At 57.5% G+C, this 13,243-nt stretch carries 15 protein-coding genes; 1 reads left to right on the top strand and 14 read right to left on the bottom strand.

The window, feature by feature from the left end; genetic code table 11:
• Positions 1–5: 5 nt before the first annotated feature.
• The 11 genes from CDUR_RS09215 to glnA all read right to left on the bottom strand — a co-directional run bounded on the left by CDUR_RS09215 (position 6) and on the right by glnA (position 8,910).
• On the bottom strand, positions 6–344 hold the full coding sequence (locus CDUR_RS09215; protein WP_179417977.1) for a type II toxin-antitoxin system PemK/MazF family toxin: 339 nt from the start codon (positions 342–344) through the stop codon (positions 6–8).
• A complete protein-coding gene (locus CDUR_RS09210) occupies positions 337–588 on the bottom strand; it encodes a hypothetical protein (RefSeq protein ID WP_006063969.1) in 252 nt (83 codons plus the stop codon). The genes CDUR_RS09215 and CDUR_RS09210 overlap by 8 nt, the downstream gene beginning before the upstream one ends.
• Positions 589–642: 54 nt before the next feature.
• A complete protein-coding gene (locus tag CDUR_RS09205) occupies positions 643–1,545 on the bottom strand; it encodes an urea transporter (RefSeq protein ID WP_179417976.1) in 903 nt (300 codons plus the stop codon).
• Entirely contained in the window at positions 1,542–2,378 is an 837-nt protein-coding gene (locus CDUR_RS09200) for an urease accessory protein UreD (protein ID WP_179417975.1), read from the bottom strand. The genes CDUR_RS09205 and CDUR_RS09200 overlap by 4 nt, the downstream gene beginning before the upstream one ends.
• Positions 2,375–3,001 carry an urease accessory protein UreG gene (gene ureG / locus CDUR_RS09195; protein ID WP_006063966.1) on the bottom strand — a complete coding sequence of 209 codons (627 nt, stop codon included), beginning with the start codon at positions 2,999–3,001 and terminating at the stop codon, positions 2,375–2,377. Before ureG ends, CDUR_RS09200 begins: the two co-directional genes overlap by 4 nt.
• 19 nt (positions 3,002–3,020) lie before the next feature.
• Complete coding sequence (locus CDUR_RS09190) at positions 3,021–3,698, bottom strand: urease accessory protein UreF (RefSeq protein ID WP_040360168.1); 678 nt, start codon at positions 3,696–3,698, stop codon at positions 3,021–3,023.
• A gap of 4 nt (positions 3,699–3,702) precedes the next feature.
• On the bottom strand, positions 3,703–4,182 hold the full coding sequence (gene ureE / locus CDUR_RS09185; RefSeq protein ID WP_179417974.1) for an urease accessory protein UreE: 480 nt from the start codon (positions 4,180–4,182) through the stop codon (positions 3,703–3,705).
• A gap of 14 nt (positions 4,183–4,196) precedes the next feature.
• Positions 4,197–5,912, bottom strand: coding sequence for an urease subunit alpha (ureC, locus tag CDUR_RS09180; protein ID WP_179417973.1), 1,716 nt, complete (start codon positions 5,910–5,912; stop codon positions 4,197–4,199).
• Positions 5,913–5,926: 14 nt separating this feature from the next.
• Positions 5,927–6,238, bottom strand: coding sequence for an urease subunit beta (locus tag CDUR_RS09175; RefSeq protein ID WP_006063962.1), 312 nt, complete (start codon positions 6,236–6,238; stop codon positions 5,927–5,929).
• An 8-nt stretch (positions 6,239–6,246) separates the two neighbouring features.
• Positions 6,247–6,549, bottom strand: coding sequence for an urease subunit gamma (locus CDUR_RS09170; protein ID WP_179417972.1), 303 nt, complete (start codon positions 6,547–6,549; stop codon positions 6,247–6,249).
• 924 nt (positions 6,550–7,473) lie between these two features.
• On the bottom strand, positions 7,474–8,910 hold the full coding sequence (glnA, locus tag CDUR_RS09165) for a type I glutamate--ammonia ligase (protein ID WP_006063959.1): 1,437 nt from the start codon (positions 8,908–8,910) through the stop codon (positions 7,474–7,476).
• A 139-nt stretch (positions 8,911–9,049) separates the two neighbouring features.
• Between glnA and CDUR_RS09160 the strand changes: the two genes are divergently transcribed.
• Complete coding sequence (locus CDUR_RS09160) at positions 9,050–9,526, top strand: RDD family protein (RefSeq protein ID WP_179417971.1); 477 nt, start codon at positions 9,050–9,052, stop codon at positions 9,524–9,526.
• Between the two features lie 9 nt (positions 9,527–9,535).
• Here the strand turns inward: CDUR_RS09160 and CDUR_RS09155 are convergent, their stop codons facing one another.
• The 3 genes from CDUR_RS09155 to lipA all read right to left on the bottom strand — a co-directional run bounded on the left by CDUR_RS09155 (position 9,536) and on the right by lipA (position 13,156).
• Complete coding sequence (locus CDUR_RS09155; protein ID WP_179417970.1) at positions 9,536–11,155, bottom strand: aspartate:alanine exchanger family transporter; 1,620 nt, start codon at positions 11,153–11,155, stop codon at positions 9,536–9,538.
• A 154-nt stretch (positions 11,156–11,309) separates the two neighbouring features.
• On the bottom strand, positions 11,310–12,089 hold the full coding sequence (locus tag CDUR_RS09150) for a DUF4191 domain-containing protein (protein ID WP_179417969.1): 780 nt from the start codon (positions 12,087–12,089) through the stop codon (positions 11,310–11,312).
• Positions 12,090–12,112: 23 nt separating this feature from the next.
• A complete protein-coding gene (gene lipA, locus CDUR_RS09145; RefSeq protein WP_179417968.1) occupies positions 12,113–13,156 on the bottom strand; it encodes a lipoyl synthase in 1,044 nt (347 codons plus the stop codon).
• Positions 13,157–13,243: the final 87 nt, after the last annotated feature.

Below are 13,243 nucleotides of genomic sequence, written 5' to 3'. Positions count from 1 at the left end.
GCGGATTAGGTGAGGAAGTCCCGAATCCACATTTTCATGGTGGCAAAAGACTCCTCATCAACACATGGGCCGTATTTTGTAATGCGTGACCGCGAAATGGTGCGAATCTGTTCGGTCATGGCAACGGAATCTGGTCCTAATATGGGGACGGGGACATGGTTTGCCCATCCCCGGTTTGTGCTGGTCACTGGGATGACAGTCACTAGATCTGTGACCACCTGAAGGAACAATGTGCTGGATACCACCACTGCAGGGCGATGTCCAGCTTGTTCTTTTCCCGCCGTAGGGCTGAGATTTACCCACACTATTTGACCCGTATGTACTGCAGGCGATGCGTTAGTCATCAATCAACTCCGTTGACAACCACATATCAGCATCAATGCGCCATGCTTGCATCTCATCCGCTGGGGTAGCGGCAATATCTGCAGCTAATTGTTCAAATCTGTGAAGGCGTAACCGTTCTTCAAGAAGATATTCCACAGTGGACCCAATGGTCTCACGCCGTTCGGCTGCGAGGGCTTTTAGCCGATCTCGTGTATCGCTAGGTAACTTGATCGTTGTCGTTGTGATTCCAGACAGGCTTGTCATACTTCAAGTATACGTAAAGTATGACAAGCCTGTCGCTGCGCTTAACCACCCACCTCACGCGCCTACTGCGGCCTCCACAGGTGCGTCCTTAATAACCCGAGCAGGAACAAACCCACCAGCAATAAGCACCAGCCACATCGCGAACAGGAACGGCCAGGTGAAAATCGGCAGGAGCGTGAACGTGAAGAGCTGGTTGATGCTCATGGCCAACACAATTCCCACGCCCGCACCAACGAGTCGCATAGATAGGTGCCGATCCTGCCAGAACACCGCGCCAATGGCGATGGCTACCAGCACCGCCGAGTATGTGTGCAGGCCGGTGGAGGTTTCGGAAAAGCCATGTTCCGCAAGACCGGAAAGCAGGGTGGACACCACGGAACCGCCCACTGCCCAGGCACCAATCCGCCAGGAACCAATGAACAGCGCGGCGATGATGACGGCGCCGGTGATCACGCCGTCGGCAAGCACTATTTCGGAGAAGCTGTTGTCTATGCCCAAGCCGAAGCCTGCGGTGCCTTCCGCAGAGCTGAGCGGTGCCGGGTCGATGAGGTGTCCCAGGGTCCCGAACATCAGGCTGGATACGGCACAAAACGGAGCGGTGGACACAGGGAGGGCGAAACGCTTGAGTGGCGGCCGTTCACTCACGTGCTGCAGCGCAATGTGCACAATGATGCAAGCCAGTGACCCCACCACCGTTAATGCCACTGAGGTTGGTGTGAACCCAACATAAAGGGCTGTCGACGCCCCGACTAACGCACCGTTGTAGCCCATCAAACCGTGGTCGGCCTGGTCCTGGTACCTCAGTGCCCACGCGCCGACGGTTTGGGTGGCTGACCCGAGCGCGGTCAACAGCGCCAACCGCGGATCGGCGCAGGCCAGCGCGATGAGGATCACGGCCCCGGTCACTGGGTTGTCAATGAAAAAGATTTGAGAAATGCCCCGGAGTATAGACATCATGCGTCCTTAACTATGTCAGTTGCTTGTTCGTGGAGGCGGGCGATGGCCTCGGTGGAATGGGCGAGCGAACGGATGACCAGGCACACCGGGGCGTCGTCAATGAGTGGCAGCGGACGGCCTGCGTGGGTGAGCCCGGAATGTGTGTCTGACGTGCGCACTAGCTCGGCCAGCGCATCGGCCACAGCGGGTTGAGCTACCATGCGGGACACGAAAATCAGCTGGCCAATGTGGGTGAAACCCTCCATAAAGCCGATGCCGGTGACACTTTCCTCCGCCGGGAGGATGCGCAATTGGTCAATCGCGAATAGTTCCGAACACACCCTGATTTCCGTGCGCATCCGCAGTTCCGTGTAGGTGAACGTCTCCCCTGATGGTGACCAGCCGGGAGTGATGATCTCCGACATGGTCAGGCTGGAACTCGGCTGCATGTCCACCGTGGTGTCCTGACGGTACGACCCATTTTCATAGACAATGAGCTGGTCAGGAACATAGTCCAGCCGGGCGCTCTCGCCTAGGGTGATGTGCATCGTCTGGTGCGCTGGCCCCTGTGGGGTTTTGTACACCTTGGTCGCGGATTGTGTGGTTACGCGCAACGCGGCATTATCAGCGACGTCAAGGGTCAGCTGGTAGGTGTCACCACCGAAATAGGCCCCACCAGGGTTAATGACGGTGTAGGTGGCCTGCCCAGAGTCATCGGCGTAGTAGGGACGAAGTACCCGCAGCGCGCCCCGGTGAAACTGCGAGGTGGCCACGCTGGAACCGTCGCCACCATTCGCATCACGGCGGCGCTCAATCCTCAGCGACAGTTCGCCCGTCGGTTGTTCAGCAGTCATGCCAGGTCCATGAGCAGGACATCTCGGCGAATCCACTCCAACACCTTATCCAGGCCCTCGTCGGTCATCAGGTTGGTCAGGGCGAACGGTTTGTCTTTGCGGAACGCCTTGGAGTCCTCGGTCATCACGGCAAGATCCGCGTGCACGTGCGGCGCCAGGTCGGTTTTGTTGATAATGAACAAATCCGATTTGATCATGCCCATGCCTGCCTTGCGGGGAATTTTCTCGCCCTGTGCGACGTCAATGACGTAGATGGAAAAATCCACCAGTTCCGGGCTGAAGGTGGCGGAGAGATTATCGCCGCCGGATTCCACGAAAATGAGCTGTAGGTCAGGGAAGCGTTCTTTGAGTTCCGTGATGGCGGCATCGTTCATGGAGGTGTCTTCGCGGATGGCGGTGTGCGGGCAGCCGCCTGTTTCAATGCCGATGATCCGGTCGGTGGGCAGCACGGAATTACGGGCAAGGATTTTTGCGTCCTCAATGGTGTAAATGTCGTTGGTGATGGCAGCCATAGAAATCTCGCTGCTCATTGCCCGGGTAATGCGCTCAATGAGCTGGGTTTTCCCGGAGCCAACTGGCCCGCCGATGCCAACGATGACTGGATCCGTATGCTGTTCGCTCATGTGGTTATGAACCTCTTTCTTAACTCATAAAAAGCCGTGCGCGCTGCTGCTCGTGACGCATCTGCGCAATCTCCAGACCAGGGGCGATGGCACCGAGGTCGGATTCATCTAGTTGCTTTGATGCCTCCACCGCGTGCTGCACCCAGTCCTGGGCCTGCCGGATCACACGCTGCCCGGCTTGCTGCCCCAGCGGCACCCCGCGCACGGCGTTTTGCGTCAGCGAAATCACCGTCGCGTACACGTGGTGTGCCACCGCATCATCCGCCTCTACACCCATGTGCTTTGCGACGACCGCCCATACGCTGGCCGGATGCGCATACACCAGGTGGTCCGCTACCGCACGCTGGTATGCCGCAAGCCAAGGACTGTCGTAGGATTCAGCGGCGATGGTCAGAAGGCGTTGTCCCATGGTCACGCCTGCCTGTCGTATCTCGTGGGGGAGCGCCTGGGCGGTGAGCGCGGCGTCGATACGGGTAACCTCGGCGAAGTCAGTAGCGGCGTAGACCAGGCGGATGGCCAAGGCGTCGGTGAAGGTGAGTTGCTGGGTGCAGAACATGTGCAACCAGGCTGCGAAGCTGGCTTCGTCGTGGATGATGCCGGCCTCGATGTAGCTTTCAAACCCCAACGAATGGCTAAATGCGCCGGTAGGAAGGGCGGAATCGGTGAGCTGCATGGCAGCAAGCAGTGAAGGTGTCATGGGTTTAGTGGGTGTGCTCTGCGTGGCGGAAGGGGACGGGCATGACGCGTTCTTCGCGGGAATAGGGGACCGCATGGTGGGTCAGAAACTCCTCCACGGTGTGGTCGTACTGCACCACCATGACCTCTGCGTGGTAGTCACTGTCAGCATCGAAAAACTGCGCTTGCAGATGGCGGTTTCCCAGGCTGTGCGCCACAAAACCCATCTGCATAATGGACGTTGGCGTGATGACCAGCACGTCCGTGGGCAGGACCGACACCACAATGGCGTTTCCCTCCTCAACCGCCAGAATGTCGCCATCACGCAGGTCAGGGGAGTCTGCGGGCAGACGCAGACCAAGCTCGGTGCCGTGGTCGGTGGTCACACGCTGAATGCGTTTGACCAGATCGGCGCTGGGAAGAACGATTTTTTCAACGTGCCTCTCGCCGATCAAGCTGCGGCCCGTCACCTCGTGGGTGTTTCCGAGAATTTCAGTGACAATCATGGTGGTGCCTTTGTTTAGAAGAGGAAGTAGCGTTGCGCCATGGGCAGGGAATCGTTGGGGTTACTGCTGATCAGCTCCCCATCAACGCGGACGTCGTAGGTTTGCGGGTCAACGGAAATGTCAGGGGTTTCGCCGTTGAGCTTCAGGTCTGATTTGCGCAGAGTACGGATTCCGTGGCATACCCGTATCTCCTTGTTGAGGCCCAGGTTTTCCGGCACTCCAGCATCCACGGCGGCGCGGGACATGAAGGTGATGGAATTGGGACCAACGGCAGTGCCATATGCTCCGAAAGAGGGGCGGTACAGCGCAGGCTGCGGGGTGGGAATCGAGGCGTTCGGGTCGCCCATCACGGTGGACACCACTTGGCCGCCCTTAATGATCAGGCTTGGTTTGACCCCGAAGAACTGGGGTTCCCACAGCACCAGGTCCGCAAACTTGCCTTCCTCAATGCTGCCAACATAGTCGGAAATGCCCTGTGCAATGGCCGGATTGATGGTGTACTTGGCGATGTAACGGCGGATACGGAAGTTATCGCCCATGATGGCGACATCTTCGGAGAGGGCACCGCGTTGCCGCTTCATTGCGTCGGCCAGCTGCCAGGTGCGGAGAATCACTTCACCCACCCGGCCCATCGCCTGTGAATCCGAGGAGGTAATCGAGAAGATGCCCAGGTCATGCAGTACGTCCTCTGCGGCGATGGTTTCTGGACGGATGCGGGAATCCGCGAAAGCCACGTCCTCAGGAATGTCGGCGTTCAGGTGATGGCACACCATGAGCATGTCCAGATGCTCTTCGATGGTATTGCGCGTGTAGGGGAGCGTGGGGTTGGTGGATGCGGGCAGCACGTACGGTTCGCTGGCAAGCTCCATGATGTCCGGTGCGTGGCCACCACCTGCGCCTTCGGTGTGGAAAGTGTGGATGACGCGGCCGTCGATAGCTGCCTTGGTGCTGTCCACAAAACCGGCCTCGTTCAGGGTATCGGTGTGGATTGCTACCTGCACGTCATACTGGTCGGCGACCTTCAGCGAGGTATCAATCGAGGCGGGCGTGGCACCCCAGTCCTCGTGCACCTTCAGGCCGATCGCTCCGGCCTCAATCTGCTCGCCCAGGGCGGCGGTGGAGGTTCCGTGCCCCTTGCCCAGCAGGCCAAAGTTCATGGGAAACGCCTCAAAGGAACGCAGCATGGCGGCGATATTCCACGCGCCGGGGGTGAGGGTGGTGGCTTTCGTGGATTCCGAAGGGCCGGTGCCGCCGCCGATCATGGTGGTGATCCCAGAGGTCAGGGCGGTGTTGATCTGGTCTGGGCTGATGAAGTGAATGTGCGTGTCAATCCCACCGGCGGTGAGGATTTTGCCCTCACCGGCAATGACGTCGGTGGACACGCCGATGGGGATGGTCACGCCGTCCATGGTTTTCGGATTGCCGGCCTTGCCGATGCGGTAAATGTGCGCGTCACGAATGGCCAGGTCAGCCTTGTAAATTCCGGTGTAATCAATGATCAGCACATTGGTGATCACCACGTCTGGCACGTCCTCGTGCCTTTGCCGTTCGCCGTCCTGGCCCATGCCGGCTCGGATGACTTTTCCGCCGCCGAACAGTGCTTCCTCGCCGGGCACAGTGAGGTCCTTTTCGACGGTCGCGAACAGCTCCGTGTCCGCCAGCCTCACCGAATCTCCGATGGTAGGCCCATACAGGGCGGTGTATTGCTTCCTATTCAGTTCAAAACTCATTACTCTGCCTCTACTTATCCGTTGATGGTGCCGTTGACTTTGCCTCGGAAGCCATAAATCTCCCGGGTGCCCCCAAAGTCGATGAGCTGTACCGTGGCAGCATCGCCGGGCTCGAACCGAACGGCTGTGCCTGCGGGAATATCAAGACGCTTGCCCAAAGCGGCATCCCGGTCAAAGTCCAGCGCGGAATTGGTTTCTGCGAAATGGAAATGTGATCCAACTTGAATTGGGCGATCGCCGCGATTAACTACCGTGAGGGTAATGGCTTCTCTTCCCTCGTTGCACACAATAGGGGTGGTTGCGAGTAAGTATTGTCCTGGTTTCATGGCGCGTCCTATCGGATTGGGTTGTGGACGGTGACAAGCTTGGTGCCATCAGGAAAAGTGGCCTCTACCTGCACATCGGGAATCATCTCGGCGACGCCTTCCATGACATCGTCGGTACTGAGAATCGTGCTGCCCCAGTTCATCAGCTCGGCGACACTGCGCCCGTCCCGCGCCCCCTCCAGCAGCTCATAAGTAAGAATTGCCACAGCTTCCGGGTAGTTCAGTTTCAGCCCCCGAGCTTGTCGACGCCGCGCCACATCCGCAGCGACCACCACCATCAGCTTTTCCTGCTCTCTTGGTTGCAGATGCATCGAAAAAGTCTCCGTTTCCTTACAAGCGTGCCTGACTCTTGGGTTGTTCGGGCATGCTTAGGTGCATGTTTAGGTACGGAGACCACCATACCTGTAGACTGACAGATATGGGCGATGTGAGCGCAAAATGTGGCGCAATAGACTAAATTATAGACCTTTCACAGAATGATTTTGTGTCTGATAGGACACAGTAACTTAGCTGCAGCAAACAGAATCAGTGTTCATGCCATTTTCATGACAAAATTTTAATGTGGCAGCTGTGCTTTTAGCTGGGTGATGAAAAGGCGTAGTGCAGCCAAGTGATATCGTCTGCTATGGCCTGTGGTGTGGGCTTTTTGCTCTGATGACGTGCAATGACAAAAGCATTCGAATGATTAGTGACGTGACATCAAAATGTCACGCAAGTTCCGCCGGGGTGATGTCTCAATACCTCGGACGGGGAGGGGTGTCAGGGCGACGGGCGAAGCAGTGATAGGTGTCACATATTAGTAATATGTGCATAAAATCTATCCACGTGTCACCCAAACTTCGTCCAGAGTGGGAAAAATGAGGTGTAGTCCTAGGGGGCTGGGGTTGCTGCTCGCTTGGTATCATGTAAGAAGATTGCGTCAACACTGCGCCCCGCTCGTGAATCAGCACGATCGTTCGTGTGTCACGGGCTTAACTTGCGGCCCGGCTCAAAAAGCATCAGTTTTTATATTTCACCGTTTTTTTGGAGACAATCCTCAGGCCATTCCATTCGAGCTCCCATATCCAGTAAGGGGAACTGTCCGTTATATCGGCGGCCTCAAGTGTCAAACGATATGTCGAGAAGTGGCGGCCCGGTCTGTTTGTGGTGAAAATAATCCCCCGAGGCCCATCCAGGGCCATCGGGGGATTATTTTCGCATTAGTGCACGTCAGTTATGCACAAGTCCTGCAAACCTTAGCAATCGTAGTACATCTCAAATTCCTGTGGGGTGGGCCGCAGGCGCACGGGATCAATTTCGTTGTCGTGCTTGAGTTTGATGTAGGTCTCAATCAGGTCTTCTGTGAACACGTCGCCGTCGGTGAGGAAGTCGTGGTCCTCTTCCAGCGCAGCGAGGGAGGCTTCCAGTGAGGTGGGTGCCTGTGGGATGGAGGCGGCTTCCTCCGGTGGGAGTTCGTAGAGGTCTTTGTCCACGGGTGCGTGAGGTTCGATGCGGTTTTTGATGCCGTCGAGTCCGGCGAGCATCATGGCAGCGAAGCCCAGGTAGGGGTTGCCTGAAGGGTCGGGGGCGCGGAATTCGATGCGCTTTGCCTTGGGGTTGGAGCCGGTGATGGGGATACGCACAGCTGCGGAGCGGTTGCGCTGGGAGTACACCAGGTTGATGGGCGCTTCGTATCCGGGCACCAGGCGGTGGTAGGAGTTGAGCGTGGGGTTGGTGAACGCCATCACGGCACCGGCGTGGTGCAGAATGCCACCGATGTAGTAGCGCGCCATGTCGGAAAGCCCGGCGTAGCCGGATTCGTCGTGGAAGAGGGGTGTGCCGTCTTTCCAGAGGCTTTGGTGGGCGTGCATGCCGGACCCGTTGTCGCCTGCGATGGGTTTGGGCATGAAGGTGACGGTTTTGCCGTGTTGAACTGCCGTGTTTTTGATGATGTATTTGAAGGTTTGCAGGTCGTCGGCGGCGTGGAGCATGGTGTTGAACCGGTAGTTGATTTCCTGCTGCCCGCCGGTACCCACTTCGTGGTGGAAGCGTTCGATCTGGAAACCTGAGTTGATCAGGTTGAGGGTCATGTCGTCGCGCAGGTCCACCACGGCGTCGTAAGGCGCGGTGGGGAAGTAGCCGCCTTTGAGTCGAGTCTTGTAGCCGAGGTTGGGGCTGCCATCAAGGTTGGTGGCATCGCCTCGGCTCCACCAGCCACGGTCGGAACCGATCTCGTAGAAGGCCGCGTTGACATCGGTGGAGTAGCTGATGGAGTCAAAGAGGTAGAACTCGGCTTCGGCACCGAAGAAGCAGGTGTCGGCGATGCCGGTTGCTGCCAGGTATTCTTCCGCTTTGCGGGCGACGTTGCGGGGGTCGCGGGAGAAGGGTTCACGGGTGAAGGGGTCGTGAACGAAGAACTTCATGTTGAGGGTTTTTGCTTTGCGGAAGGGGTCCACCATGGCGGTTGTCACGTCCGGCAGGAGGTTCATATCGGATTCGTCGATGGAGGTGAATCCGACGATGGAGGAACCGTCGAATGCTAAGCCTTCCTCGGCCACGTCTTCGGTGAATTCACTGGCCGGGATACTGAAGTGTTGTTCTTGCCCGGGGACGTCAGTGAAGCGGACGTCGAGAAACTCGATGCCTTCGTCCTTGATGTATTTAATGACGTCTTCGGTGGTGTTAAAAGCCACGGTGGGGACTCCTTGAGGGACGTGTGTCGGGGTTCGTCGAGACTATAAAAGAGTTTACAGATTTTCTATCAATCGACCATAATTAAGTGCTATACACCTCATTTTCGTCAACGAATGCCATAATGGTTAAGTTGTTGTCATGGCGAACAACAAGCAAAGCTGGCTTGACGGCCCCAACATCCCCGGGGAGAACGACGATCCCTCCGCGCCTGGCCGTTGGCCCGGGGAGAAACTCGGACTCCCGCAGGCCGGTGCCGGTGCGTTAGCCTCCGTGATGCGTCGCGTGGGCGGTATCACTTTTGACTGGTTTATCTGCCTGTTTGCTGCCACTATCGTACATCGTTTCACCGACCAACTGGGCGGTATTTCCACCATCAACTTCATCGTTTTCCTCATCCTTGGGACGCTGTCGGTGACGTTCCTTGCCCGCACCCCAGGTCAGGCGGTGCTGGGTATGGGGGTTGCGCGTATCGACGTCCCGGACGCCCGTGTCGGCTTTATCCGCGCGTTCGTCCGCTCACTGCTCACGTTGTTTATTTTCCCCGCCGTGATTGTTGATTCGGATGGCCGGGGCTTGCATGATCGCGCCACCGGCACGGCCGTCGTATTTGGCTAATCAGAGGGGTCAGAGCAGCAGGAATAGCAGTACCTGCGCGCAAATAATCTTGGTGACCATGGAGAGGGGATAGACGGTGGTGTATCCCATGCTGGGCAGCTCGTTTTTGGTCTGATCCGATACATAACTCAGCACCGCCGGATGGGTTTGCATGCCCGCAATCATGCCGGAGACCTGGCCAAACGGAATCTTCATGAGCTTGTGGCCCACAATCAGAGTGAGCAGGCTGACCAGGAAGGTCAGCACCGCACCAGTTCCGATAATGGTGAGTGACGCCGGATCCTGCAGTGCTTTGCCAAAGCCAGCGCCCGCTGTGGTGCCAATACCTGCCAGAAAGACGGTGATGCCGAATTGTCGTAAGGCAAGGTTGGCGCCGTACGGTACCTGCCACACAATCGGGCCGGTGCGTCCTTTAGCGCCAAGGATCAGGGCGACAAGCAGCGGACCGCCCGCGTTGCCCAGCTTCAGGGCGGTACCGCCGGGCAGGGGAATCGGGATCATGCCGACGACCACGCCCAAGGCAAGGCCCGCCAGCAGGGGGAGCAGGTTGAAATCGGAGATGCGTTTGTAGGAATCGCCGAACAGTCGTGTGGCGCGGTCAAGGCGATCGTGCTCCGCAACAACACGAACGCGATCCCCAAGCTGGAGCACGGTGTCGGGGGTGGCCACCATGTCGGCATCGCCGCGTCGAACACGTGTGACCAGCATGCCGTCCAGGCGTGAACGCAGCTGGGCGAGCGGTACACCCACCATCTCTGGGGAAGACACAAAAATGCGGCGGAAATCCAGGCCATCATCGTGGGTTGGGTCGCCGGGCAGCCCCTCACCGATGAGTTCTTCGGCGCGCTGCACCTCCTCTTCGGTTCCCACCACGGAAATAATGTCGCCTACCAGCGCTGTATCGCCGGGTTCCGGGATATAGAGTGTGCCACGATGCTCAATGCGGGACACAATTACATCTAGTTCTAGGCTGTGGGGGAGACTCGTCACCGTTGGCAGGTCGCGGCGCGTGACCTCAATGCGGCGCGTGACCAGTTGTTGTATCGCCACACCAGCATCGCGGGCTTCCTGGTCATTATCAATGCGGAATACTTTCGACAGCACCGCCACCGATAGGATCACGCCCAGCACACCCAGTGGGTAGGTCAGCGAATATGCTACCACTGGCATTGATTCAGCTGCCACTACTTCCTCTGGTGTCGACGCCATGTTGGTCAAGGTATCCACCACGGCGGCCATAGCAGGGGTGTTGGTCATAGCGCCAGTGAATACGCCGGCACCTGACGCGGCGTCGATACCCAAAAACTTGAGGAGTCCAACACCCACCGCCATTGTCGCAACGATCATGCCGATAGCCAGGGCATTCAGTCGCAGACCTGTGGTGCGCATAGAGGAGAAGAAGTCAGGTCCGGCTTCCAGGCCAATCGTGTACACGAACAGGGACAAACCCATGATGAACACGATGGCGGGCAGTGCGATGTCCGGTTCAATGGTGGCCAAACCTAAGCCGACAAAAAGGACGGCAGCCACACCAAGCCGAAACCCCCCGATCTGAATGCGGCCTACCAAAAGGCCGATTGTCATAATTAAAAGTAGTGTAAAAAGTTGGTTTTCAACTAACAGATGCACACTGTCTATTTTTCCGAGAAACGGACATAATCACAACCATCTTCGATGTTCAAAGCATCACATTACTAGTAGTTGTCCTGCATTTTTTCTGAAAATGTGGGACAACAGAAATGAAAATGTTTGATTGTGTGGGATTTATGGATTTATATGGATTCTAACCGCGTTTGTTGCGCTCGGCGGCCCGACGAGCCCGGCGGTTCATCCCGCCCGTACTCACATTCTTGGGCATGGGCCCCTTCGGCATGTTAGCGGTCTGGCTGCTGAGCTTATCTGCTGATTCCAGACGTGCCGCCAAAGCGTAGACATCGTCCTTCTTCATATTGCGGGGGAGCTTCATGAGCTCACGTTGCAGCTTGCTGATGGGAACCTGGTCTTCGCCTTCGCCCGCCATCATCTCGTAAATGGGCACGCCGCCTGAAATGCGGTCGAGGCGCTTCTTCTGCTGGGCGATCAGCGGGCGGACGCGACGCGGTTCACCTTCGCCAACCAAAACAATTCCGCACAGGCCCACGACGCGATGCACCGCATCCATATGCGTAGTGGCGGCTACAGCAGTCTTGGTTTTCCACACCATGCCCACGCCGTTGCGCATGTTCTCCAGTGCCCAGCCAGCGGCTCCGGGCTGGTCCGATGCCCGTTCATAGACCGAACGTTCCAAGCGTCGGGTGAAAATGAACAAGGCGGCCACGATGCCAAACGCGATGCCGATGGGCAGCAGTAGCCACTGCATATGGAAGATCAAACCGATGAGGAAAAAAGCCGCCGCGATGCCAATCAACGCCAAGAGCATCAGCGGAATGAGCTGCTTATCCTGCTTGCGCTGAATGTTAAAAGCCTGCCACAGCTGGGCAAACGCCTGCTTGCGCTGAGCCCATTTCGCTGATCGTGCTTCTTTTTCGGCGGCCTTGGCGGCCTGCTTCTGTGCATCTGCCATGACACTAAGGATAGGCCATATGCTTAACGGCTGACCACCGGGGTGTCCTGCGAAGCACCGTAACGCTCAAGCAGTGACGACGCCTCCTGTGCCGTGCTGCCCTCGGTGGTTTCCGCCAGATGCTTCAGGTTCTCTGGAAGGTCCTGGCCGCGTGCCTTGATGGTCTGTGCGTATAGACGTCCTGCGCGATACGAGGACCGCACCAATGGCCCTGACATCACGCCAGAAAAGCCCATTTCTTTCGCAGCGTCAGAATGCTCAAGGAATTCCTCTGGCTTCACCCATCGTTCGATGGGGTGGTAGAGCGGGCCGGGGCGCAGGTACTGCGTGATGGTCAGAATGTCACAACCAGCGTCGCGAAGATCCTGCATGGTCGCCTGGATTTCGTCGTAGGTTTCGCCCATACCCAAAATCAGGTTGGATTTGGTGACCAGTCCGTAGTCCCTGGCCTGGCGGATCACGTCAAGAGAGCGGTCGTAGCGGAATGCTGGGCGAATGCGCTTGAAGATACGCGGTACCGTCTCGATGTTGTGGGCAAACACCTCGGGACGAGATTCGAAGACGATCTCCAGCAAATCGGGTTTGCCCGAAAAATCTGGGACGAGGTTTTCCACCCCTGTATTGGGGTTGAGGGCATGGATTTGGCGAACCACTTCGGCGTAGAGCCACGCGCCTTCGTCGTCGAGATCGTCGCGAGTCACGCCGGTGATGGTCGCGTAATTTAAGCCCATTTCGCGCACTGACTCGGCGACGCGGCGGGGTTCGTCGCGGTCAAGCGGGTCCGGGCGGCCGGAGCTAATCTGGCAAAAATCGCATCGACGTGAGCATTGCGAACCGCCGATCAGGAAGGTGGCTTCCCTGGATTCCCAGCATTCATGCAGGTTGGGACACCCGGCTTCCTGGCAGACGGTATGCAGTGACGCGCCTGCAACTCGCTTTTTCATGTCCCTGAATTCGGGACCGGTCTTGGCGGTTGTGCGAATCCAGCGCGGCTTGCTCTCAATCGGTGTTTCGGAGTTCCGAGCCTCAATGCGAAGCAGCTTACGTCCTTCAGGTGCAACAGTCACGCCGATAACCCTACCCCACAACAGGAATGTGTTCGAAGACCAACCATGATGACGGATATGAAGGCACCTGTTGACATTGATCAGGTA

The sequence above is a fragment of the Corynebacterium durum genome (genome assembly GCF_030408675.1).
GTDB classification, from domain to species: domain Bacteria; phylum Actinomycetota; class Actinomycetes; order Mycobacteriales; family Mycobacteriaceae; genus Corynebacterium; species Corynebacterium durum.
The sequence above is the reverse complement of the archived record's forward strand: the minus strand, read 5'-3'. Positions and strand labels throughout refer to the sequence as shown.